The sequence below is a fragment of the Devosia lacusdianchii genome (assembly GCF_022429625.1).
GTDB lineage: Bacteria > Pseudomonadota > Alphaproteobacteria > Rhizobiales > Devosiaceae > Devosia > Devosia lacusdianchii.
Map to the genome: position 1 here is coordinate 2,786,310 of NZ_CP092483.1, position 23,692 is coordinate 2,810,001.

The 23,692-nt window shown below is 63.0% G+C and carries 21 protein-coding genes; 13 read left to right on the forward strand and 8 right to left on the reverse strand.

Annotation, left to right across the window (positions count from 1 at the left end; all coding sequences use genetic code 11):
- Positions 1 to 78 precede the first annotated feature (78 nt).
- Positions 79 to 966 (forward strand): hydrogen peroxide-inducible genes activator, encoded by an 888-nt coding sequence (locus tag MF606_RS13725; RefSeq protein ID WP_240229909.1) that lies wholly within the window; start codon positions 79 to 81, stop codon positions 964 to 966.
- Positions 967 to 987: 21 nt separating this feature from the next.
- Here the strand turns inward: MF606_RS13725 and rarD are convergent, their stop codons facing one another.
- Positions 988 to 1,938 (reverse strand): EamA family transporter RarD, encoded by a 951-nt coding sequence (gene rarD, locus MF606_RS13730; protein ID WP_240229910.1) that lies wholly within the window; start codon positions 1,936 to 1,938, stop codon positions 988 to 990.
- A gap of 181 nt (positions 1,939 to 2,119) precedes the next feature.
- Between rarD and MF606_RS13735 the strand changes: the two genes are divergently transcribed.
- The gene (locus MF606_RS13735) at positions 2,120 to 2,569 is read left to right on the forward strand and encodes a host attachment protein (RefSeq protein ID WP_240229911.1); all 450 of its coding nucleotides are present in this window, start codon (positions 2,120 to 2,122) and stop codon (positions 2,567 to 2,569) included.
- 123 nt (positions 2,570 to 2,692) lie between these two features.
- On the opposite strand, the gene MF606_RS13740 is transcribed toward MF606_RS13735, so the two are convergent.
- The 3 genes from MF606_RS13740 to ettA form a co-directional block, all read right to left on the reverse strand.
- Complete coding sequence (locus tag MF606_RS13740) at positions 2,693 to 3,544, reverse strand: alpha/beta fold hydrolase (RefSeq protein ID WP_240229912.1); 852 nt, start codon at positions 3,542 to 3,544, stop codon at positions 2,693 to 2,695.
- A gap of 20 nt (positions 3,545 to 3,564) precedes the next feature.
- On the reverse strand, positions 3,565 to 3,816 hold the full coding sequence (locus MF606_RS13745; protein WP_240229913.1) for a hypothetical protein: 252 nt from the start codon (positions 3,814 to 3,816) through the stop codon (positions 3,565 to 3,567).
- Positions 3,817 to 3,938: 122 nt separating this feature from the next.
- Positions 3,939 to 5,594 carry an energy-dependent translational throttle protein EttA gene (gene ettA / locus MF606_RS13750; RefSeq protein ID WP_240229914.1) on the reverse strand — a complete coding sequence of 552 codons (1,656 nt, stop codon included), beginning with the start codon at positions 5,592 to 5,594 and terminating at the stop codon, positions 3,939 to 3,941.
- A 135-nt stretch (positions 5,595 to 5,729) separates the two neighbouring features.
- Between ettA and MF606_RS13755 the strand changes: the two genes are divergently transcribed.
- The 3 genes from MF606_RS13755 to MF606_RS13765 are packed head-to-tail and all read left to right on the forward strand — an operon-like array spanning position 5,730 to position 9,477.
- Complete coding sequence (locus tag MF606_RS13755) at positions 5,730 to 6,797, forward strand: TolB family protein (protein ID WP_240229915.1); 1,068 nt, start codon at positions 5,730 to 5,732, stop codon at positions 6,795 to 6,797.
- Complete coding sequence (locus MF606_RS13760; RefSeq protein ID WP_240229916.1) at positions 6,794 to 8,152, forward strand: M16 family metallopeptidase; 1,359 nt, start codon at positions 6,794 to 6,796, stop codon at positions 8,150 to 8,152. The genes MF606_RS13755 and MF606_RS13760 overlap by 4 nt, the downstream gene beginning before the upstream one ends.
- Positions 8,152 to 9,477 carry a M16 family metallopeptidase gene (locus MF606_RS13765; protein ID WP_240229917.1) on the forward strand — a complete coding sequence of 442 codons (1,326 nt, stop codon included), beginning with the start codon at positions 8,152 to 8,154 and terminating at the stop codon, positions 9,475 to 9,477. Before MF606_RS13760 ends, MF606_RS13765 begins: the two co-directional genes overlap by 1 nt.
- Before the next feature lie 3 nt (positions 9,478 to 9,480).
- On the opposite strand, the gene MF606_RS13770 is transcribed toward MF606_RS13765, so the two are convergent.
- From MF606_RS13770 to ppk2, 3 genes are all read right to left on the reverse strand, one after another.
- The gene (locus tag MF606_RS13770) at positions 9,481 to 11,067 is read right to left on the reverse strand and encodes a GGDEF domain-containing protein (protein WP_240229918.1); all 1,587 of its coding nucleotides are present in this window, start codon (positions 11,065 to 11,067) and stop codon (positions 9,481 to 9,483) included.
- Positions 11,068 to 11,162: 95 nt separating this feature from the next.
- On the reverse strand, positions 11,163 to 13,331 hold the full coding sequence (locus MF606_RS13775) for an FdhF/YdeP family oxidoreductase (RefSeq protein ID WP_240229919.1): 2,169 nt from the start codon (positions 13,329 to 13,331) through the stop codon (positions 11,163 to 11,165).
- A gap of 89 nt (positions 13,332 to 13,420) precedes the next feature.
- Positions 13,421 to 14,335 (reverse strand): polyphosphate kinase 2, encoded by a 915-nt coding sequence (gene ppk2 / locus MF606_RS13780; protein ID WP_240229920.1) that lies wholly within the window; start codon positions 14,333 to 14,335, stop codon positions 13,421 to 13,423.
- A 263-nt stretch (positions 14,336 to 14,598) separates the two neighbouring features.
- Between ppk2 and MF606_RS13785 the strand changes: the two genes are divergently transcribed.
- Positions 14,599 to 15,156, forward strand: coding sequence for a cysteine hydrolase family protein (locus tag MF606_RS13785; RefSeq protein WP_240229921.1), 558 nt, complete (start codon positions 14,599 to 14,601; stop codon positions 15,154 to 15,156).
- A gap of 1 nt (position 15,157) precedes the next feature.
- The gene (locus tag MF606_RS13790; RefSeq protein ID WP_240229922.1) at positions 15,158 to 16,141 is read left to right on the forward strand and encodes a GlxA family transcriptional regulator; all 984 of its coding nucleotides are present in this window, start codon (positions 15,158 to 15,160) and stop codon (positions 16,139 to 16,141) included.
- A 6-nt stretch (positions 16,142 to 16,147) separates the two neighbouring features.
- On the opposite strand, the gene MF606_RS13795 is transcribed toward MF606_RS13790, so the two are convergent.
- Positions 16,148 to 17,287: a PQQ-dependent sugar dehydrogenase gene (locus tag MF606_RS13795; protein ID WP_240229923.1), complete on the reverse strand. Its 1,140-nt coding sequence runs from the start codon at positions 17,285 to 17,287 to the stop codon at positions 16,148 to 16,150.
- A gap of 207 nt (positions 17,288 to 17,494) precedes the next feature.
- Between MF606_RS13795 and greA the strand changes: the two genes are divergently transcribed.
- From greA to corA, 6 genes are all read left to right on the forward strand, one after another.
- Positions 17,495 to 17,968 (forward strand): transcription elongation factor GreA, encoded by a 474-nt coding sequence (gene greA, locus MF606_RS13800; RefSeq protein WP_240229924.1) that lies wholly within the window; start codon positions 17,495 to 17,497, stop codon positions 17,966 to 17,968.
- 156 nt (positions 17,969 to 18,124) lie between these two features.
- Complete coding sequence (gene trxB / locus MF606_RS13805; RefSeq protein ID WP_240229925.1) at positions 18,125 to 19,075, forward strand: thioredoxin-disulfide reductase; 951 nt, start codon at positions 18,125 to 18,127, stop codon at positions 19,073 to 19,075.
- A 114-nt stretch (positions 19,076 to 19,189) separates the two neighbouring features.
- A complete protein-coding gene (locus MF606_RS13810; RefSeq protein WP_240229926.1) occupies positions 19,190 to 20,083 on the forward strand; it encodes a LysR family transcriptional regulator in 894 nt (297 codons plus the stop codon).
- A gap of 168 nt (positions 20,084 to 20,251) precedes the next feature.
- Positions 20,252 to 20,959, forward strand: coding sequence for an HAD family hydrolase (locus tag MF606_RS13815; RefSeq protein ID WP_240229927.1), 708 nt, complete (start codon positions 20,252 to 20,254; stop codon positions 20,957 to 20,959).
- 67 nt (positions 20,960 to 21,026) lie between these two features.
- Entirely contained in the window at positions 21,027 to 21,557 is a 531-nt protein-coding gene (locus tag MF606_RS13820; RefSeq protein ID WP_240229928.1) for a hypothetical protein, read from the forward strand.
- Positions 21,558 to 21,826: 269 nt separating this feature from the next.
- Positions 21,827 to 22,819, forward strand: coding sequence for a magnesium/cobalt transporter CorA (corA, locus tag MF606_RS13825; RefSeq protein ID WP_240229929.1), 993 nt, complete (start codon positions 21,827 to 21,829; stop codon positions 22,817 to 22,819).
- The last annotated feature ends 873 nt before the right edge of the window (positions 22,820 to 23,692 follow it).

Here is a 23,692-nt window from a genome sequence, read left to right on the forward strand (position 1 = left end):
GCTTTAGAATCGTTATAGGCGGGTGACATCCATTGGGCCAATCGATAATTCTTGCCTCGTTGATAGGTAAAAATTATCGTGTCGATCTCGCTTAAACAGATGCGCTATGCCGTCGCCGTGGCCGAAACCGGCCATTTCGGCCGGGCCGCCAAGGGGTGTAATATCAGCCAGCCGGCGCTCAGCCAGCAGGTGCAATCCCTTGAGGAAATCTGCGGCACGGCGCTCTTCGACCGCCTGAAGGCCGGGGTGCGGCCAACCCCGTTCGGAACCGAGTTCGTCGCCCGCGCTCGTCTCGTCCTCGAAAGCGCCGATGCCCTCGCCGCCTTCACCCTCGGCCATACCGGCAAGCCCGACCGGCCGATCCGCTTCGGCCTCATCCCGACCGTCGCGCCCTACCTGTTGCCTGAGATTTTTCCCGCCCTGACCAAGGGCCTGCCCGGCCTCGACTTTACCGTCAGCGAGAACCGCACCGAGGCCCTGATTGCCGGCCTGATCGATGGCAGCCTCGATATCGCGCTGATCGGCACCGAAGCGCCCGAACACGGACCAAGGCTCGTCAGCACACCGCTGTTCGACGATCCCTTCGTGCTGGCCACCAGCCGCGATGAGCTGACCGCCGAGCCGGTATCGCTGGCCACGCTGGCGCCCGAGCGGATCCTGCTGCTCGACGAGGGCCACTGCTTCCGCGACCAGACCATCGCCGCCTGCCGGCTCGACAGCGACCCCTCGGCCCGCACCTTTGCCGCAACCTCGCTGTCGACGATCGTAGAGTTCGTCGCCAATGGTCAGGGCGTGACGCTGCTGCCGCAGATCGCCTTGCGCAAGGAGGCCACCGACCCGCGCATCGCCATCCACACGCTGCTCTCCCCCGGCGCCGGCCGGCTGCTGTCATTGGTCTGGCGCGAAGCCACGCCCTTCGGCGGGACATTCGAACAGATCGCCGATGTCATCCGCAGCACGCGGTAATAGCCGGCGATTGAGTAGCCGCTAAGCTGCCGCCACCCTGCCCCGGCGTCGGAAACTGTCATAGCTGAACACGGCCAGCGATACCCAGATCAGCGCGAAGCTGAGCAGGCGCGGGCCGTTGAGATGTTCGCCCAGCAGCAGGATCGCCACGAGGAACTGGATCGTCGGCGCCAGATATTGGAACATGCCGATCGTGGTCATCCGCAGCCTCCGCACCGCATAGGCGAACAGCAGGAGCGGCACCGCAGTCGCCGGCCCGGTGAAGACCAGCAGCGTCATCAGCATGGGATCGGCGTGCACGCCGGCACCCTTGGTGGCGATATCGTAGATCACATAGGCCAGGGCCGCTGGCGCAATCAGCAGGGTCTCGGCGAACAGACCCGAGGCCGGCCCAAGCTGCGCCGTCTTTCGGAAATAGCCGTAAAAGCCAAACGTCAACGCCAGCCCCAGGGCAACGAACGGAATGCTGCCCAACCCGACGGCCTGGATGGCGATCGCCACCGCGGCGATAAGAATGGAGATGGTCTGCATTCGGTTTTGCCGTTCGCCCAGCAGGACCATGCCGATCAGCACATTGATCAGCGGGGTGATGAAATAGCCGAAGCTGGCCTCCAGCACCTGCCCGGTCTCCACCGCCCAGACATAAAGCAGCCAGTTCCCGCCCAGCAGCACCGCCGAGAGCAATGTGCCCAGCATGCGGCGCCGGTCGCTGAACAGCGTCCGCACTTCGCCGACCCCCCCGACAACGCCCAGGATGACGGCGAGCAGCACCAGCGACCACAGCGTTCGCTCGGCTACGATCAGCACCGAGCCGGCCGGCTCCAGCGCATGAAACAGCAGCGGCAGGAAACCCCAGAGCGAATAGACGGCCAATGCCGCCAGCATGCCTTTGCTGGCCTCGCTGGCCGGCACCCGGGCCGGGATGGCGGCGGCAGGCGCAATCGCCTCCGGAGCGGATTCAGGCAAAGACATCAAAAACTCCGCATAACCATGCTGTGATACCAGCGCGCGCGACGCCCGGCCAATCAGAGTTTGTGATCGCACGGGGTTGCAAAGCTGATGGAACGAGCCAACCTTTTCCTTCTGAGGGCGTTGGTTATGAGCGCCGGTTCCGGCGCTTCCACTGACGATTATCCACCAGCAGGAGTTCACTATGAAAAAGACCGTCACCTGGGTTTTGATCGCCGACGGCGCACAAGCGCGTGTCCTCGAAAACACTGGTCCGGGCAAAGGGCTCAAGCAGGTGGATGGCCTCGATTTCGCGATCGAACCGCTGCAGGCGCAGGACATTGTCAGCGACAAGCCCGGCCGCAGCTTCTCGTCTAATGGCTCGGGCCGCAGTGCCATGGAGCCAAAGACCGACCCGGTCGAACACCGCGAGACCGAGTTCGTCAAATCGCTGGCCGACATGCTGACCCGTCAGCAGCAAAAAGGCGCCTTTGATCGCCTGGTAATCGCCGCGGCGCCCATCGCGCTGGGCGATATCCGCAAGGCCATCTCGCCCGCCGTCAAGAAGACCATCGTCGCCGAATTGAACAAGGATCTGACCAATCTGCCGACCGCACAGCTCGGCCAGCATTTCGACACCATCCTGGTCGCCTGAACCGCCTGATATTTCAATCACTTGAACAGAGGGTCCGATTCAATCTGCCAAGCAGTTGAATCGGACCCTCAACGTGTTGAATCAAACTCGCAAACCTCGGCAGCCGCGTGCGACCGGCTCCGGCTACTGCTCTGAATCTTCGTCGCTTTCCTCGTCGTCGATGCCATCGATGGCGTCGAGAAATTCCAGCAGCATGGAATTAACCAGCTCCGGCCGCTCGATACTCGGAATATGGGCGGCGCCCTCCAGAACAGCCGCAAAAGCATTCGGCATTTCTTCCGACAGGTGATCGTGCCGCTCGATAATGGCGGAGAAGTCCTCGTCTCCGACAAGCAGCAGCGTCGGCGCATTCACGTCGCTCACCCGCCGCCAGGCGCTCGGACGCTTCTCTTCCAGCGTCAGTTCCGGCTTGCCGAGCGCCAGCGCATTCATGTCGAGAAACAGCGCCCGCGCCGCACCGGCAACCCGTCCGCTCTGCGCCCGGGGCCCATCGAGCCATTCATGCGCCTGCACGCGATTGAGCATGTCGAGATCACCGCGCTCGAAGGCATCCTCCTCGGCCGCCTCGATCATCTGCTCGACCTCGGTCGCGCTCCACGGCGCCCCTGTAATCGAGGTGCCAATCAGCACCAGCCCGATCACCCGCCCCGGATGGCGCAGCGCAAAATCCACCGCCAGCCCGCCGCCCATCGAGCAGCCGACAAACACCGCAGCATGAATATCGAACGCCCTGAGCACGGCTTCGAGGTCGTCGACATGGTTGAACGGCACGTCGTCGCTGACCGCCTCGCCATAGCCGCGCCGATCATAGGCAATAGCCTGCCAGCCATCCTCGGCCACGGCGACCATCTGGCTTTCCCACATGCGCTTGTCGCACACCCCGGCATGCAGGAACACCACCGGCAATCCCTCGCCCAGATCAGCACCCGTCAGCGTCGCCCCACCGACCTTGACCGAAAACGCCTCGCCTACCACGCACCCATCTCCTAGCGACGCTATTGCTGGACCAGCACGCAGAACTGATAGTCCTCGTCCCGCGCCCAGCACCCGGGACGGCCGTCGACCGCGCGGAATTCCCGCAGCTCATCCGGCCGCTGCCCGGGCCGCGCATCGGCGCCAATCAGATAAGCCATCCCGACATCCGCCTCGGTCAGCGCAAAGACAAAAGTCTGCCCATCCGGCAAAGCAAACGTCAGCCCGGCCCCATCAAGCGCCACGTCACAATCGAACGTGCCGTAGCCGGTCACTTCACACTGCGCCGGCGCTGCCAAAGCCACCGCACTCATTGCGCCCCAAATGAGGGCCGCCCCCAAAAGTCTCAATCTTGCCCCCACAGCAAAGGGGCGGGCTCGATGCCCGCCCCATAATCTTAGCGCGTCAGCGGCTTATATGTCGCGCGCTTCGGATTGACCGCATCCGCGCCAAGCCGGCGGATCTTGTCGGCTTCGTAATCGGCGAAGTTACCCTCGAACCACTCCACATGGCTGTTGCCTTCAAAGGCCAGCATGTGGGTCGCGAGGCGGTCGAGGAACATGCGATCGTGGCTGATGATCACAGCGCAGCCGGCGAATTCTTCCAGCGCCTCTTCCAAAGCCGCGAGGGTTTCGGTGTCGAGGTCGTTGGTCGGTTCGTCGAGCAGCAGTACGTTGGCGCCGCTCTTGAGCATCTTGGCCAGGTGCACGCGATTGCGCTGCCCGCCTGAGAGATTGCCCACCTTCTGCTGCTGGTCGCCGCCCTTGAAGTTGAAGCTCGACGTGTAGGCGCGCGAATTGACCTCGCGCTTGCCCAGCATCAGCACTTCGTCGCCTTCCGAGATTTCTTCCCAGACGGTCTTGTTGGGGTTGAGGCTGTCGCGGCTCTGGTCGACATAGCCCAGATGCACGCTGTCGGCCACGGTCACCGTGCCGGCATCGGGCTTTTCCTGGCCGGTCAGCATGCGGAACAAAGTGGTCTTGCCGGCGCCGTTCGGCCCGATAATGCCGACGATGCCGCCCGGCGGCAGCTTGAAGGTCAGGTTGTCGATCAACACGCGATCGCCGTAGGACTTGGAGAGCCCATCGATGTCGATAACGTTCTGCCCCAGCCGCTCGCCGGCGGGAATGATGATCTGCGCGGTCGAGGACTGCGTACGCGCCTCGTTGATCTTGACCAGCTCGTCATAGGCCTTGAGGCGGGCCTTGGACTTGGACTGGCGGGCCTGCGGCGACTGCCCCATCCACTCGCGCTCGCGTTCCAACACCTTGGCGCGGGCCGCATCTTCGCTCTTTTCCTGCGCGAAGCGCTTGGCCTTGGCGTCGAGATAGGCCGAGTAATTGCCTTCGTAGGGCACGCCGCGGCCGCGATCGAGTTCGAGAATCCAGCCGGTGACATTGTCGAGGAAGTAGCGATCGTGGGTGATGATCAGCACGGCGCCCTCGAACTCGCGCAGGTGGCGTTCGAGCCATGCGGTGGTTTCGGCGTCGAGATGGTTGGTCGGTTCGTCAAGCAGCAGCAGATCGGGCTTGCTGAGCAGCAGTGCACACAAAGCCACGCGGCGGCGCTCGCCGCCTGAGAGCTTGGTAACGTCGGCATCGCCGGGCGGGCAGCCAAGGGCCTCCATCGCCACTTCGACCTGCGATTCGAGATCCCACAGGTTCTCGGCGTCGATCTTGTCCTGCAGCTTGGCCGCTTCGTCGGCGGTCTCGTCGGAATATTCCATCATCAGCTCGTTGTAACGATCGACGATGGCCTTCTTTTCCTTGACGCCGGTCATCACATTGCCGAGCACGTTGAGCGCCGGATCAAGCTCGGGCTCCTGGCTGAGATAGCCAACCTTGGCCCCCTGCGCGACCCAGGCTTCGCCCTGGAACTCGGTATCGACGCCAGCCATGATCTTGAGCAGGGTCGACTTACCCGAGCCATTGGGGCCCAAGACGCCGATCTTGGCGTCGGGGTAGAAGCTGAGATGGATGTTATCCAGCACCTTCTTGCCACCGGCATAGGCTTTGGACATTCCGTGCATGTGATAGATGAATTGGCGAGCCATTCGGCTTGGGACCTCGGCATGGGAAGAGTTTGGGCCCGTATGTAGGGCAAGCCGCGTGAAGGGGCAACCGGGCTGGCACGGGGCAAATTGCTGCGCTAGGGTCTAGCTGCCCCCCTCCGCCTCCAGGTGAACATCGTGAGCTTCTCGTTTCCGCGCCGTGGTCGCTCCCTGGCCAAAGGCCAACGCTCGGAACTGACCATCATCGATCTCGATGGCAATGCCGAAGTCGTCTTCACCGCCGACGAGGTGATCGAAGCGCCCAATTGGTCCCCCGATGGGCGCTGGCTAATCTTCAATGCCGGCGGGCGGCTCTATCGCATCGCGCCCGAGGGCGGCCAGCCTGCCGCGGTCGAGACCGGCCCCCTGGTCGACCTCAACAACGACCACGTGCTCTCGCCCGATGGCAGCACGATCTACGTTAGCTCCGATGACGGCCACCTCTACGCCCTGCCATTTGCCGGCGGCGCGCCGCGCCGGGTGTCCAATGACCACGTCACGCCCCATCACTATTACCTCCACGGCATCTCGCCCGATGGCATGACGCTCGCCTATGTCGCGGTGGAGCAGCCGCATGACGAACGGCAGGTGAACGTCTTCACCATCCCAGCCAGCGGCGGGCCGGATACGCGACTAACCGAACTTTCGGTGCCCAATGACGGCGCGGAATATTCGCCAGATGGCCGCTGGATCTATTTCAATTCCGAACTCGCCGCGAGCCGGCCGGGCCATGCCCAGATCTTCCGCATGAATGCCGCCGACGGCAGCGGGCTCGAGCAATTGACCTTCGACTCCTTCGTCAACTGGTTCCCGCACCTGTCGCCCGACGGTTCAGTGGTGGCGCTGCTGAGCTACCCCCACGGCACCACCGGCCATCCGCCGACAAGGACGTGCTGCTGCGGCTCATGGGCCCAGAGGGCGGAGAAATCCGCACGCTGGCGAGCTTTTTCGGTGGCCAGGGCACCATCAACGTCAATTCCTGGGCCCCCGACAGCAGGCGGCTCGCCTACGTGGCCTATCCGCTGGGATAGTCCACGCTCACGATATCGTTGGCGCGGACCGCTAATTGCCACAGGACCAGCACTATCTGGCCGCGCCTTCGCCGTATCGGGATGGTCTCAGCGCACCATGACAAACAATTGCTTCCCGAACCGGAGCGATCTCGTCTACCCATGCCGCGTCGAATTTCCGGGAACTTGCCGATGATTTTCAGAACCGCCTTGGCTCTCGCCCTGACAGCGCTGCTCGCTACCCCCGTACTGGCTGAGGAGACCGCGCCGCAGGAAGCCGCCATTATCGAGAACTTCGTGCTCGATAATGGCCTGGAGGTGGTGGTCATTCCCGATCATCGCGCCCCCATCGTCAGCCATATGGTCTGGTACAAGGTCGGCAGTGCCGACGAGCCGCCCGGCAAGTCGGGCATCGCCCATTTCCTCGAACACCTGATGTTCAAGGGCACCGCCAAGCATCCGGCCGGCGAACTGGACCGCGTGATCGCCGAGATCGGCGGCAGTGGCAATGCTTTCACTTCTAGCGATGTCACCGCCTATTTCCAGGTCGTACCGCCCGACGCCCTCGCCACCATGATGGATTTCGAGTCCGATCGCATGCGCGGCCTCATCCTCACCGCGGACGTGATCGGCGCCGAGCGCGACGTGGTGCTGGAAGAGCGCCGCATGCGCACCGATGGAAGCCCGCAGGCGCTGCTGCAGGAAGAGGTCAACGCCACCCTGTTCCAGAACCATCCCTATCGCATTCCCACCATTGGCTGGCTGCACGAGATCGAGCAGCTCAACCGTGCCGATGCGGCCGAGTTCTATGAGCGCTATTACGAGCCCAACAATGCCGTGCTGGTCGTGGCCGGCGATGTCGACCCGGAAACCGTGCGCGTCCTGGCCGAAGCCACCTATGGCAAGGTGCCGCGCGGCCCCACCCTGCCGCCGCGCATCCGCCCGACAGAGCCCGAGCAAAACACGCAGCGCACCGTGACGCTAAGCGACCCGCGCGTCGGCATTCCCAGCTTCGGCAAGTCCTGGATCGTACCCAACTATCGCACCGCCGAACCCGGCGAAGCCGAGGCGCTCGACCTGCTTTCGGAAATCCTGGGCGGGGGCACGCGCAGCCGGCTCTATCAGGAGGTCATCGTCAAGTCCGGCATCGGCGCTTCGGCCGGCGCCACCTATGATGGCGGGGCCTATGACCCCAGCGCCTTCGCCCTCTACGGCGCCCCGCAGGCCGGCCATACGCTGGCCGATGTCGAGACCGCCATCGACGCCCAGTTGACTCTCCTGATCAAGGACGGCGTGACCCAAAGGGAGCTGGACAGTGCCAAGGCCCGCTATGTGCGCTCGCTGATTTTCGCCCGCGATGCCCAGTTCAACATGGCCAACATCTATGGCAGCGAACTCGCTCTGGGGGGCACCGTCGCCGACATCACCGAGTGGCCCGACCGCATCCGGGCCGTTACCGCCGAGCAGATCCAGGCCGTCGCCGCCAAATATCTCGATCCATCCATCGCCGTGACCAGCTATCTGCTGCCGCCCGAAACCGGAGCGCAATAATGATCCGTCTTCCGTCGCTCCGCCGCCCCGTTGCGGCCATTGCCACCCTGCTGCTGCTCGTCGCCCCCGCCTATGCCGAGGTGCAGTTCCAGCAGATCACTTCGCCCAAGGGCATCGATGCCTGGCTGGTCGAAGACTATTCGGTGCCGCTGGTGACCATCCGCTTCGCCTTGGAGGGCGGCACCACGCAAGACCCCGAAGGCAAGGAAGGCCTGGCCGGCCTCATCACCTCGCTGTTCGACGAAGGCGCCGGCGATCTCGACAGCGAAGCCTTCCAGATCAAGCTCGATGACGCCGGCGCCGAAATGGCCTTCACCGCCGATGCCGACGCCGTCTATGGCTCGATGCGCATGCTGGCCGACCAGCGCGACGAGGCCTTGGGCTTGCTCAAACTCGCCATCGAGGAACCGCGCTTCGACCAGAACCCCATCGACCGCATGCGGGCCCAGATCGTGGCCAGCATCACCGCCTCCGCCCAGGATCCCGGCACCGAAGCGCAATTGCGCTGGGCCGAGGCGCTCTATGGCGAGCACCCCTATGCACGCCGCGGCGAAGGCACACCCGAAACCCTGGCCGGCATCACCGCCGACGACCTGCGCGCCTTCCACAAGGCTATCTTTGCCCGGGGCAACCTGCATGTCGGCATTGTCGGTGCCATGGACGCCGAAACCGCGGCACAGACGCTCGACCTGTTGTTCGGCGCCCTGCCCGAACAGCCGACCTTGACGCCGGTTCCCAACATGACGCCCGAGTTCGGTAAGGAACTTCGAGTCAACTACGACCTGCCGCAGACGGCCATCTACATGGCCTATCCGAGCATCGAGCGGACCGATCCCGCCTTCTTCGCCGCCTATCTGATGAACGAAATCCTGGGCGGCGACAGCATCCTTTCCCGCCTCACCGCCGAAGTGCGCGAAAAGCGCGGGCTGACCTATGGCATCGGCTCCTCGCTGCTGACCATGAAGCACACACAGGCGCTCATCATCGGCACCGCCACCCGCGCTGACCGCGCCGCCGAAACACTGGCATTGACCGAAGAGGTGATCGCCCGGCTGGCCGCGGATGGTCCGACGGAAGCCGAACTGGCCTCAGCCAAGAAATACGTCATCGGCTCCTACGCCATCAACGAGCTTGGCTCCTCCGGCGCTATCGCCAATACGCTTGTCGGGTTGCAATTGCGCGGCTTGGGCATCGACTACATCGCCGAGCGCGCCGACGAGATCAACGCCGTCACGGTCGCCGATGTCAAAGCCATCGCCGCAAGGCTGTTGAGCGCCAAGCCAACTGTCCTGATGCTGGGGCCGCAGGCCAAGGCGACCCCCTAGCAGCTACCCCGTCGCCTGGCGGACTTCCGGGGGCTCGTCGCCGGTCACCCGGTTGCGGCCGGCCGCCTTGGCCCGGTAGAGGCGCCGATCGGCGGCAGCCATCAGGGCGCTGCCGGCTGGGCCGATCGCCACGCCGATGCTGGCGGTAATTGCCAGGCCAGCTGCCAGATCCTGCCAATCCATCACCGCGATATCCGAGCAAATCGCCTCGCAACGGGTTACCGCATAGTCCAGCCCGTGGTTGGGAAAGACCAAGGCGAACTCCTCGCCGCCCAACCGGAACGCCCTCAGATCGGCGCTCGCCCGCGCCGCCAGCAGATCGGCGGTGCGCCGCAGCACAGCGTCACCCACCACATGCGAGAAGCGGTCATTGACCGACTTGAAGAAGTCGAGGTCAAGAATGCCCAGCGCCAGCTCCGTGCCAGCCATAGCGGCCATCATCTGGTCGAAGCTGCGCCGGTTCGGCAACCCGGTAAGCCCGTCGCGCGCTGCTTCGTCGGCCAGGCGTTCGGCTTCCGCGCGCAGCCTGCCGTTTTCCAGCCTGATGTCGGCAATATGCGCCCGACGACGTGTCGCCTCGCTGAGTTGCACCTCATAGAGCCCGTGATACCGCTTGTGCATGGCGAGGGCCGCCTGGAAGTCGCCCATCGCCTCATGGATATCACCGAGCCGCCGCACGGTATTGGCCTGATGGTTGACATGGGTGGTCGCATCCGCCAGGGCCACGGCCTCGCGGCAGATATCGAGAGCCGCGCTGAGCTCGCCGGTGCGGGTCAGCAGCTCGCCCAAGGTGTAGAGATAGTGGATGCGCTCCCGCATGCCGGGCTGGCCCGCCACGCCAAGCCAGCGCTGGAGATAAGCATGAGCCTCCTCGGGGCGGCCCAGTAGCGCGTGGTATTCCGCGCCGTTGCACAGCGCGGTCCGCAGGTTCCAGCCGTCGCCGCCGCTTTCAGCCGTGACAATGGCGATGTCATTGGTCTTGACGGCGATCTCGCGCCAGTCGCGGCCCTCATCGAGCCGGCCTTCTTGCTCAGCGATTTCGCCACAGGTTACCTGCCCATAGGCCAGATTGATCAGGAACAGGGCCACCGCACTTGGCTCGCCGCGGGACTGCATCAAGTCGATGGCCCGCTCCAGCAATGGTCCAGACAGGAGCGGCTGCCGGGCATACATCAATACCGAAGCCTTGGCGTTGAGGGCATAGGCCAGCACGCCCGGTTCGTCCTGCGCCTCGGCCAGTTCCACGGCCTGCCCGGCCTCCTCATAGGCTTCCTCGTTCAGCCCCATCTCCAGGAGCAGCCAACTGAAGATGGCTGCCGCATGGGCTTCGCCGGTTATGTCGCCGCCGCGCACGTATAGGCGTTTCGCGGCGATCGCGGCGTCAAGGCCATGCTCCGCCTGTCCCAATTGCAGGCAGAACCAAGCTATCTGTGTGAGGCTCGACGCCGTCGATACCGTGTCCCCGGCGTCGCGCGCCTGCTGAAACAGCACCTTGGCCCGCGACAGCGCAGCCACCGACTGGCCGGTGCGCCCCAGCCGCCAGGTTTCGGCCAGTTCTGCGGTCAGGTCTGAGGCAGGATCGCCGGGCAAGGGCTCAACTCATTAGCCGGTTAACAGGCCGCTGAGCTTAGTTCGACGACGTTAAGAAACGCAGAACCGCGCGCCTACAAACTGCCCGTGAGCGGCTATGCCTCGATCCACACGGGCACCGATTTGAACGCTGGCGTCTTGCTGCGCGGGTCGACCTCGGTGCCAACAAGCACATTCGCTTCTGGATAATAGGCCATGGCGCTACCCCGTGGCAGATCGAACGCCGTGGCCACCGCCGGCATGCGCCCGGTGTCGGAGGCCAGCGTTACCGCCTGTCCTTCCGTGACCCCAAGCGCTGCCATGTCGTCCGCATTGAGGAAAACCGCGAAGCGCCCGGCGCCGCCGCGATAGCTGTCCTGCTCCTCGTAGATAATAGTGTTGAACTGCCCCTCGCTGCGCACGGTGGCCAGGCTCAGGCGATCGTGTTGCAAGCTCGGGATCGGCGTCACCACGAAATGCGCCTTGCCGTCAGGCGTGCCGAATTCGGGCGTATGCATCACCCGGTGATTGATATGGAATTCACGCTTGGCAACGTCGATGTCGGCCAGTTGCTCCATGCCAGGCACGATGGCGGCGATGGCATCGCGAACGCGCGAATGCGCGCTGAACGCCTTGAAGTCGATGGGCAAATGCGGCAGCAGCCGCTGCCCGATCTCGCCCAGTATCCAGCTCTCGGGCCGCACATTATCAAGCCGCCTTATGCCGCCATCTGACAGGCGGACATAGTTGAACATCGATTCCTGCGTCGTAGGTTCCCATTCCTCGTCACGCGCCGTGACAGGCAGGATCAGTACCTCGCCATCGCCGAGGCCGTGCACGTGCCCCATATTGAGCGTCGTGGTGAGGAACAGCTTGAAGCCGATCGCCCCTATCGCGCGGCTGGCAAAGGCGCGATCGGGCGTGGCGCCCCAAAGGTTGCCGCCCATGATCACCGCACTGTCGATAGCACCGCTCTCGGCCGCCTTGAGACAGGCCATGGTGTCAAAGCCCTTCTCGGTCGGGAAGGTCACGCCGAATTCGGCTTCCATGCGCGCTAGTACGTCCCTGGCCAGCACTGGCTTGACCCCGATCGTACCGATACCCTGCACGTTGGAGTGTCCGCGCAGCGGCAGCAGTCCGGCGAAGCGCTTGCCCACCATGCCGCGCAGCATGGCGAGATTGGCGATCGCCTCGACATTCTCCACGCCATGCACATGGTGGGTCATGCCCATGCCCCAGGCAAACACCACTCGCTGCGCTGCACCATAGCGGCGGGCGATATCCTCGATTTCGGCTCTCGCAACACCGCACGCGTTGACGATGACGTCCCACGACAGGGCCGCGATATCATCGCGAAACGCCTTGTAGCCGCTGCTATGCGCCGCGATGAACGCCGCATCCTCCAGCCCCATTTCGAGGATCGCCTTGGCGATGCCCTTCATCAATGCAATGTCGGACCCGATCTTGGGCTGCACATAGGCCGACGCGATCTCGCTGCCGCCCTTGAGCATCGAGCTGGGTGATTTCGGCACGGCAAATTTTACCAACCCCGGCTCCCTGGCCGGATTGATGACGATCACCTCGCCGCCCCGCTCGCGGCAATTCTTCAGCATGTGAATGAAGCGCGGATGATTGGACGATGGGTTGGCGCCGATGACGAAAATCAGGTCAGCTCCAACAAGGTCCTCCAGTTCAACACTGGACGTACCCTTGCCGATCGTGGTCGCGAGACCCTCGCTGGTCGCCTGGTGGCAGTAATACGAGCAATTGTTGACGTTGTTGGTGCCATAGGCCCGCGCCAGCAACTGAAACAGGAACCCCGCCTCGTTGGACGAACGCCCGGACGAATAGAAGAATGTCCGCTGCGGATCGGTCGCCGCCAGCCTCTGGGCCGCGTGGGTAATCGCGAAATTCCAATCCACCGGGCGGAACCGGTTAGCACCTGCATCCCTGAATAGTGGCGTGCCGAGACGGCCCAGGTGCTCCATCTCCTTGCCGCTTAATTCCTGCAGGTCATCGATCGTATGTTCGAAGATTTCGCGCGGAATCGCCGGCTGGATGTCGGTCGATTGGGCCTGCACGCTCTTGTTGCAGACCGATGGAAACTCATCGAGTTCGTTGGTCATGCCGCCGCGCTGCCCGCCCATGCCATAGGCACAGGCCTTGCAGGCATTCTTGGCGGTCAAGGCCTTGCCGGCCTTGCCCACGCCCATACGGGCAATGGTTGCCAGTGTGTAGAGGACCTTCTTGGGTCCGCCGCCCACGATATGGCTGGTATCGGCCACGACTATGCTCCGCTTGCTGCACCGGCATTGTCGGCCGCAGCGCAGCAAGGCGCAAGCCTTGACCTCTCCTTGAAGGGAGGGCCCTGACCTTAGTAAACCGCCTTCACATACATATCCGCCGGTACCGGACCGCGCGCGTAGTCGGGGTGGCGCACGCGTTCAGGCAACACGACTTCCGGCTTGGGTACATCGGCATAAGGGATGGCTGCCAGCAGGTGGGCGATGGTATTAAGCCGCGCCCGCTTCTTGTCGTCCGCATCCACCACCCACCACGGTGAATCCGCCGTGTGAGTGCGCTGCAGCATGTCTTCCTTGGCCTTGGTGTAATCTTCCCAATGGCGGCGCGATTCCATGTCCATCGGCGAGAGCTTCCACTGCTTGAGCGGATCGTTGATGCGCATCCGGAAGCGGAATTCCTGCTCCTCATTGGTAATGGAGAACCAGAACTTGATGAGGATGATGCCTGACCCGACCAGCATCCGCTCGAACTCGGGCACGGTGCGGAAGAACTCTTCGAGTTCCGCCGGCGAGCAGAACCCCATCACCCGCTCAACACCGGCCCGATTGTACCAGGAGCGGTCGAACAGCACCATTTCGCCTGCCGCCGGCAGGTGAGGCACATAACGCTGGAAATACCACTGCGTCTTCTCGCGATCGCTCGGGGCCGGCAGCGCCACCACGCGGCAGACGCGCGGATTGAGCCGCTGGGTGATACGCTTAATAGCGCCACCCTTGCCGGCCGAGTCGCGCCCTTCAAAGATCACCGCGACCTTGAGCTTGTTGTGTGCGATCCAGTCCTGCAGCCGCACCAGCTCATGCTGCAGGCGGAACAGCTCGCGGAAATAGACGCGCCGATCCAGCGACCTGGCGCCCGGCCGCTCCTCGCCGCCGGCCATCAGTTCGAGCTGGTCATCCTCGAATTGCAACTCCAGTTCTTCATCGAAACTGTCGGTGATTTCGTCGCGAATGCGGTCCAGTTCACTCAGACGGTCAAACTCAGTCATGGGCGCCTCCGGGTCTCGCGCTGACTGTTCACACCCAGATTGCACTTTTGTGACACTTCGCGCCTGCCCCACAGGGGCAAGATTGCTCCAGTCGAGCAATCTTAGGCGAGAAGGCCATGAGCGCTGTGCGCGAATGGCACGGCCGTCCGGACACGCTCTCAGCGATGTCCGGATTTGTCCGCTATTGGTCAAACCGCGGCCTTGCTCCGCCAGCTCCAAGACGAAATAATCCAGAACAACGTCACTCAGCCCATGAGCAGAAAATGTCCGATACCGCGCTTCTCGTCATCGATGCCCAGGAGTCCTTCCGCCAGCGCCAGAACTGGTTCGAGGTCGACTCATCAGGCTATCTCGCCCGCCAGCAGGCGCTGATTGACGGCGCGCGCGCCAACGGTATCCGCATCGTGCGCGTGCTGCACGTCGAGCCCGAGGGCATCTTTTCGCTGGCCTCGGGTTTCGTGCGGCCGCTCGCCGAACTCAGCTACGAGCCGGACTTTACCGTCATCAAGACCCGGCATTCGGCGTTGGCTGGCACCGACTTGCCGATCTGGCTAACCGAGAATGGCATTCGCCGTCTTATCGTTTCGGGCATTCGCACCGAGCAGTGCTGCGAGACCACCACCCGTCACGCCTCCGACCTTGGCTGGACCGTCGACTATGTGACCGAAGCCACCCACACCATGCCGATCACCGACGCGACCGGCCGCACCTGGTCCCCCGACGATCTCAAGGCCCGCACCGCTGCGGTTCTGGATGGGCGCTTCGCCCGTGTGACCACCATCGAGGGCGCTCTCGCCGGCCCGGCGAAAGCCGCCGCGTAGCATGCCCAGGCGCATCCCCACTTTCGTTGTCCTGCCCGCCCACACCCTGCTGCTGGATGTCGCTGGCCCCATCGAAGTCCTGCGCCTCGCCAACGCGTTCCAGGCCGAGGTCGCGTTCGACGTGAGCTTCGTCAGCTCCTTGCCCTCGGTGACCAGCTCGATCGGGCTGCGTCTCGCCGGACTCATGCCCCTACCCGACCACATACCCGCCAATGCCTTGGTCATCGTTAGCGGCGATACAACCGACATTCTCGGGCAAGAGCGGCATCAGGACATCGAGCCGGCCGGCGCCACCGACGAGGCGATCGTCAATTGGCTCCGCCAGTTCGCCGGCAGCAGCACCCAATTAGTCTGTATTTGCAGCGGCGCACTCCTCGCCGCACGAGCCGGATTGCTCGACGGACGATCCTGCACCACGCATTTCTCCGATTGCGCGAAGCTGGCCCAGCTTGCGCCGCGGGCAAACGTGCTGGACGACCGACTATTCGTCGAAGATGGCCCCTGCCTCACGAGCGCTGGCATCACCGCGGGCATAGACCTCATGCTGCACCTCGTCGCCCGCTCGACCACCCCCCAGGTCGCTATGCAGATCGCCCGCCACCTGGTTGTTTACCTGCGCCGGGGCGGCCACGACGCGCAGCTTTCGCCTTGGCTCGACGGCCGCAACCACCTCCATCCCGCCATTCACAGGGTGCAGGACGCCATCACCGCCAACCCCGCGGCGGATTGGACACTGACGCGCATGGCCGATCTCGCAGCGGCCAGCCCGCGACACCTATCGCGTCTGTTCCAGCAGGCCGCAGGCATGACGCCCATCGACTTCGTCAACCGCCTGAGGGTGGCACTGGCGCGTGAACTAGTCACCCAGACATCACTCGACATGGAACACGTCGCTGAGCGCGCCGGGTTCGCCTCGAGTCGCCAACTTCGGCGGGCCTGGAGCCGTATACATGCCGAACCGCCCAGCGCGCTCAGAAGCGCTTGACCGGGGTCAGCTCCCCTCGGGCGCCACGCGGATCAGCCGGCCATTGTCCTCGTCGGTGAGCAGGTAGACAGCGCCATCGGGGCCTACGCGAACGTCACGAATGCGCCCCAACTGTCCCGCGAACAGCCGCTCCTCCCCGACAATAGTGTCCCCCTCGACATCGAGCCGCACCAGCAGTTGTCCGCTGAGCCCGCCAGCAAGCAGGTCACCCTGCCATTCGGGCATCAGTTCACCTTCGTAAAAATCGAGCCCCGAGGGCGATATCGACGGGTCCCAATAGTGCAGGGGCTGCTCCAGCCCCTCTTTCTCGGTGCCTTCGCCGATCGACACGCCAGAATAGTCGACACCATAGGTGATGACCGGCCAGCCATAATTCGCGCCCGGCTGGGGCATGTTGACCTCGTCGCCGCCCCGCGCGCCGTGTTCCACCGTGAACAGCACGCCATCATCACGCAATGTCGCGCCCTGCGGGTTGCGATGCCCCTTGCTCCACAGCTCCGGCGCCCAGCCCTCCGGCTTGGGATTATCCTCCGGCACCGAACCATCCGGCGCTATGCGCACGATGGCGCCGGCCAGGTCGCCAAAATCCTGCGCCCGGTCCTGGTCACCGCGCTCGCCCAGCGTCACAAACAGGTTGCCGTCATTGCCAATGACGACCCGCGAGCCGAAATGCCGGTTGGTGGTGGTGAACTTGTTCATGCGGAAGATCACTTGGCTATCTTCCAGCCGCCCGCCATCGCCCTCCAGCACCAGCTTGGCCGACAGCACGGCCGTGCCCTGCCCGCGCTGCAATCCGGCATCCTCCGCGCGCTCGGAGAAAGTCAGGTAAATCTGCCCGCTGGTTTCGAAATCCGGCGCCAATGCCAGATCGAGCAAGCCACCCTGGCCTTCATTGTAGACGTCTGGCGTCCCCGCGATCGGCTCGCCGACGGCGCCATCATTGATCACGCGCAATTGCCCGCTGCGCTCGGTCACCAGCATCCGCCCGTCGGGCAGGAAGCCCAGGGCCCAGGGATGGTCCAGCCCTTCGGCCAGCACGGTGGCGGTCAACGGACCGGCGCTGGATTCGGTGGTCTGCGCCCACGCCGAGCTTGGTGACGACAGCGCCAGGCCGGCGATTGCGGAGGAAATGAGGAGAGCTCGCATGGATGGACCTTTCGCCGCGATTTGGTTCAAAAACTTGCATGCGCGTGTGGACATGACCATCTTGATAACGACACCCGCTTGACCGGAACGCGGCAGCGGGGCAGTTTGCGCCTATCTCCCCTCAAAACTAATCGTGAAGCGCACGCCGAACGGATTTTGGCTGGGGATGAGCCTATTTATCTGCCGTGCCGATTGGAGGCGACGAAAATGGACAAGATCCCGATGACGGTTGGTGGCCATAAGGCCCTTACCGCCGAATTTGAGCACCGCACTGCTAACGAGCGCCGTCGCATCATCGATGCGATCGCCGAAGCGCGCGCCCATGGGGATCTCTCCGAGAACGCCGAATATTCGGCCGCCAAGGAGCAGCAAAGCCTCAACGAGGGCCGCATCAAGGAGTTGGAGACCATCCTGGCTCTGGCCGACATCATCGATGTGAGCAAGCTGGGCGGTTCCACCGTCAAGTTCGGCGCCACCGTCACCTACCTCGACGAGGACACTGAGGAAGAGAAGACCTACCAGGTCGTGGGCGATCCCGAAGCGGATGCTTCGGGTGGCCGCATCTCGATTTCTTCGCCCATCGCCCGCGCCATGATCGGCAAGAGTGAAGGCGATTCGTTCGAGGTCTCTGCTCCAGGTGGTGCCAAGAGCTACGAAATCATCAAGATAAAGTATGTCTGATGCCCAATTGTTGGGCAAACGCCCGACTTTGGTGTGACATTTCCGTTTGTTCCACAGGCAGGAATCTGCCCAAGGAACAGTTTGCCTTGAAAGAGTACTCCTTCGGCCCTTAACTAGGGGACGAGGGATTATTCGTTATTGTCGGAGAGCGTTGCGATGCACGCGAAAGTCATCATCATCGGTTCCGGCCCGGCTGGCTACACCGCCGCGATCTATGCGGCGCGCGCCATGCTGGAACCCGTGATGATTCAGGGGCTTCAGCCCGGCGGCCAGTTGACCATCACTACCGATGTCGAAAACTATCCCGGCTTCGCCGACGTCATCCAGGGCCCTTGGCTCATGGATCAGATGAAGGCTCAGGCCGAGCATGTCGGCACGAAAATCGTCAACGACCTCATCGTCAATGTCGATTTCGACCGCCGGCCCTTCGTGCTGACCGGCGATAGCGGCGATATCTACACCGCCGATAGCCTCATCATCGCCACCGGCGCCCAGGCCAAGTGGCTCGGCCTGCCGAGCGAGCAGAAATTCCAGGGCTTCGGCGTCTCCGCCTGCGCCACTTGCGACGGCTTCTTCTATCGCAACAAGGAAGTGCTGGTGGTCGGCGGCGGCAATACCGCCGTCGAAGAAGCGCTGTTCCTCACCAATTTCGCCTCTAAGGTGATCGTGGTGCACCGCCGCAATGAGTTCCGCGCCGAGCGCATCCTGCAGGATCGCCTGTTCAAGAACCCCAAGATCGAAGTGCGCTGGAATACCGAGGTCGCCGAAGTCGGTGGCTCGGCCATGCCGCCATCGGTCAATTCCGTGACCTTGCGCGATATCGCCAGCAATCGCACTTATGAGCAGAAGATCGACGGCATTTTCATCGCCATCGGCCACGCGCCGTCCACCTCGATCTTCGCCGGCAAGCTCGACATGAAGCCCGGCGGCTACCTGCAAGTGAAAGCCGGCACCACCGAAACCAATGTCCCTGGCGTCTTCGCTGCCGGCGACGTGACCGACGACGTTTACCGCCAGGCAATCACGGCGGCAGGCATGGGTTGCATGGCTGCGCTGGAAGCGGAACGATATCTTGCCGAACACGAACTCGCCGAAGCGGCCGAATAGGTCTTTGGAAATGTCTGCAAAGAACCATAGCGCCGCCACAATCTGCCCCGCCCTTGCCGTTATGGCGGGTAAGGTTCCGCACCCCGGCTGACGGGAAACAAGAAAGCGTCAAAAATGCTCGACTGGGACAAGCTCCGGATTTTCCACACCGCCGCCGAGTCGGGCAGCTTCACCCATGCCGCTGAGAAGCTCGGCATGAGCCAGTCCGCCGTCAGCCGCCAGATTTCGGCGCTCGAAGACGACCTCGGCCTCAAGCTGTTCATCCGCCACGCCCGCGGCCTGGTGCTGACCGAAGTCGGCGAGCAACTGTTCCGCACCGCCCACCGCATGCACTGGGAATTGCAGCAGGTCGAAACGCAGATGTCCGAAAGTCAGGACGTCCCCACCGGCCCGCTGATTGTCACCACCACTGTGGGTATCGGCTCCACCTGGCTCAGCTCGCGGCTCGACGAGTTCCTGAAGCTCTATCCGCTGATCCAACTCGAAATCCGCCTCAACGACGCCGAGCTCGACCTGGCCATGCGCGAGGCCGACGTGGCCATTCGCCTGCACCGCCCCAATCAGTCGGAAATGATCCAGCGCAAGCTGTTCACGGTCCACAACCACTTCTACGCGTCGAACGCCTATATTGACGAACACGGCATGCCGGCCAGCCCGGAAAATCTCGATGACCACCGCGTTATCAGCTTCGGCGAGCCTGTGCCGTCCTACCTGGGCGACATCAACTTCCTAGAGCGCATGGGCCGCACCGATTCGAGCCCGCGCCGTGCGGTACTCAAGGTCAACGCCATCTACGGCATGCTGCAGGCCTGCCGCGCCGGCATCGGCATCGCCATGCTGCCCGACTACGTGACCGAAAAGGAAGACGGCCTGGTCCAGGTCCTGCCTGAGATCGAGCTGCCCGCCTACGAAGCCTATTTCGTTTACCCACCGGCCCTGAAAAACTCCAAACGCGTCGGCGTCTTCCGCGACTTCCTCGTCGGCAAGGCGAGGGAATGGAGCTTCTAACGGCCCGACCACCGAATTCACCCTCCCCCTTGCGGGAGGGTAGTGCAGCTAGGCCGAAGGCCGTAGCGAAACTAGGGTGGGGTGCGAGAGCCAAGATATCGGGACACCCCCCACCCTTGCCCCCTCCCCGCAAGGGGGAGGGTGTCGACTGAGAGTCCGCCCCACACCATGCCCCGCATCACCACCATCGCCCTCGATGCCGACGACACACTCTGGCAGAACGAACAGTTCTTCCGCCTGACCGAGCAGCGTTTCGCCGACCTGCTGGCGCCCTATACCGATGCGCCCGATCTCAACGATCGGCTGATCGCCGCCGTCACCCGGAATCTGCAGTATTACGGCTTCGGCATGAAGGGCTTTGCCCTGTCGATGGTCGAGACTGCCCTTGAAGTGACCGATCACCGTGTCCCGGGCGCGGTGATCGCGGAAATTCTCGCCGCCGGGCGCGAGTTGCTGACCTATCCCATTGAGACGCTGCCCTATGTCGATCAGGCATTGGGCCAGCTTCAGGAAACGCACCGCCTGATCCTCGTCACCAAGGGCGACATCTTCGATCAGGAGCGCAAACTGGCCGCTTCCGGTCTCGCCGAGTACTTCGCCGCGATCGAGATCGTCGCCGACAAGGACCCCGCCACCTATACCCGCATCTTCGAGCGCCACACCGAAGGTCCGGAGCATACGGTCATGGTCGGCAATTCGCTGCGGTCAGACATTCTCCCCGCTCTCCAGGCTGGTGGCTTTGCCGTGTACGTGCCGCATGACCTGACATGGTCTTACGAACACGCCGACGAACCAGTCGACGAACCTCGCTATGCAAAAATCGCCCATCTCGGCGAGCTCGCCGAGGCCATCGCGTACCTCGAGCGATCGCGCTAAGCTCTGTTCATCGGCAGTTCAGTCGATGGGCACTAAAGCGGCGTCACACTCACTCGGGGCTACATGGATGCGTCATTTCACAACTCTCGGCGTCCTGCCGCTGCTTCTCGCGCCCGCATTACCCGCGCTTGCGCAGGAGCAGATGATCAGCATCACGCCCGAGCAGATCGGCCAGATCTTCTGCATCGGCAGTCTCGGCAACGATATGTCGCCGGTGTGGGGCGTCCTGTCCGAAGACCTGACATATCTGCTCAAGGACGCGTCAGCCCGGAACAACGAATACCAAGTTGCTCATCCTGGAGAAAAGTCGCCGCTGGGCGATGGCATTCCGTGGCGCAGCTGGCCCGACTACGCCGACGGCTGCACAGTTGGGGAACCATCGGAAGCGGAACTGCTCACCCGGGAAACCAACCTGCTCGTCAGGGTCGTCATAAACTACACCTTCTCTGACGCGCCCTCTGCCAACTATTCAGACACGCTGATCCTCCTGCCAGCATATGGCGAGAACGGCCCTCCCTACATCTGGCGCATTCATGATGTCGAACTGGGCGACGGCAGCACCCTGCGCGAGTTCATCCACGCTGCATTCGAAGAGTGACCCAAAGCACCCTTCCCGGCATGCCACCCTTCCTGCGCATCGACGACATCACCTATGCCACTGGCAGAACGCTGCAATCGGCGCTGGAGGGTGCTTTTGCACCTTGACCCGGCCAGCCCGCGGGCGCATCTGTGCCCCGTCGTAGACAACCATAGGACACGACCCGTGAACCCCGACTCTCGAAGTCGATCTTTGTACTGGACCGCCCGCGCCCCGACCTGACCACCAGGTCCGTCGGGCGTCGTCGCCCGCCCTGAAGGACCTGCATCATGCTGCGCATTTACGCCACCACCGGCGCCACCCTCACCCGCGTCAACACCGACGACCTGACCGACCCGACCGGGCTGGATCAAGCCATCTGGTACGATCTCATCAATCCCACGCGCGACGAGGAACAGCTCGTCGAGAAGTGCCTCGGCATCCTCGTGCCGACGCGTGACGAGATGAAAGACATCGAGCCATCGGCCCGCCTCTACAACGAGGCCAACGCCGAATTCATGACCGCGACGGTCCTGACCAATCTGCACGCTCACGACCCGCTCAAGACTCCGATCACCTTCGTCCTGCGCGACAGGGCGCTTGTGACCATCCGCTATGCCGAGCCGCAGCCCTTCAGCATTTTCGAGACCAGCGTCACCAAGCCCGGCGGCCGTTCCGTCGCCACTGGCGAACTCGTCATGCTGGGCCTGCTGGAAGCCTTCATCGACCGGCTGGCGCAGGTGCTGGAAACTACGGGCGACGATCTCGACGCCATTTCGCGCGAAGTGTTCCGCTCCAAGGTCAAGGGCGCGACGAAAAAGGCGCGCAACCTAGAGGCTCTGATCGAGAAGATCGGTAACAAGGGTGACATGCTAACCCTCGTGCGCGAGAGCCTTGTCAGCATCCTGCGCCTGACGACCTTCCACCAGACCCGCGAAACCACCAATACCAAGGCTGTTCGCGATACGAGGCAGGAGTTCAAGATCCTGCAGCGCGACGCCGCTTCCTTGGGCGACCATGCCGGCTTCCTCTCCAACAAGGTCAACTTCCTGCTCGACGCGACCCTGGGTCTGATCAATCTCGAACAGAATCAGATCATCAAGATTTTCTCGGTCGCGGCGGTGGTGTTCCTTCCGCCCACGCTTGTCGCCTCGATCTATGGCATGAACTTCGAATTCATGCCGGAGCTGGCCTGGCAGGTCGGCTATCCCTGGGCCCTTGGGCTCATGGTGGCGTCGGCGGTTCTGCCTTACCTATTCTTCAAGCGGCGTGGCTGGCTCTGAGGATTGCGACAAACTGGCGGAGTTGGTCCGGCGGCCTTTGATTTCGCTGAACTATTCCGAAGTGCATGCAATGGCTGCATAGCTAACATGCTAGGTGCCCAATTGTTGAGCAGACGCTCAGGCCATATATGACCCCCAGCACAGCGGGCGCTTCTCCTCCTCCCTTGCGACCGCTGCGTTCCCTCCTTGCGGGACTTGCTCCTGCAACTTATGTGGCTCCGCTCTCCCCTCGAGCGGGGCCACATTTCTTTTCCGGCACCTGCATCGTTTGCATGGCTGACATGTCAGCCTCGCTATTGTCTACTGAACTGATCGAGTTCATATTGCCATTGTCGCTGAGACGCGCTCCGTATCCTCCTCCCTCGGACCCCGTATCGCGACACCGAACCAAGATCGTATCCTCCTCCCTCGATCAAGGTTCATGGCAGAGCGGCATATCCTCCTCCCTTGCTCTCTGCCCCACTTTCGATTTGGCTTCGGCCCAGTCATCAAGCCCTGTCTCCGGACAGGGCTTTTTTTTTGCGCCGCCGACGCCTACGCCCATTGTCGAATGACAATTTGTCGCTGTTCAGAATGCATGGCAGTCATGTTGACCCATGTATTGCTGACCAAACGGTCAAAACCTATATTGGCTTTGTCGCTGGTGACGCCGCTCCGTATCCTCCTCCCTCGGACCCGCGTCTTGCGACACCGGATCGAAGCCGTATCCTCCTCCCTCGGCTTGGGTCCACCTGGTCTGGCGCATATCCTCCTCCCTTGCGCAGGACCATTACTCAGATTTGGCTTCGGCCCTATCATAAGGCTCCAACCTCGGTTGGAGCCTCTTTTTTTGCCCGCATCGCGTCATCGGCGAATCTGCATGGCAGCACTTCC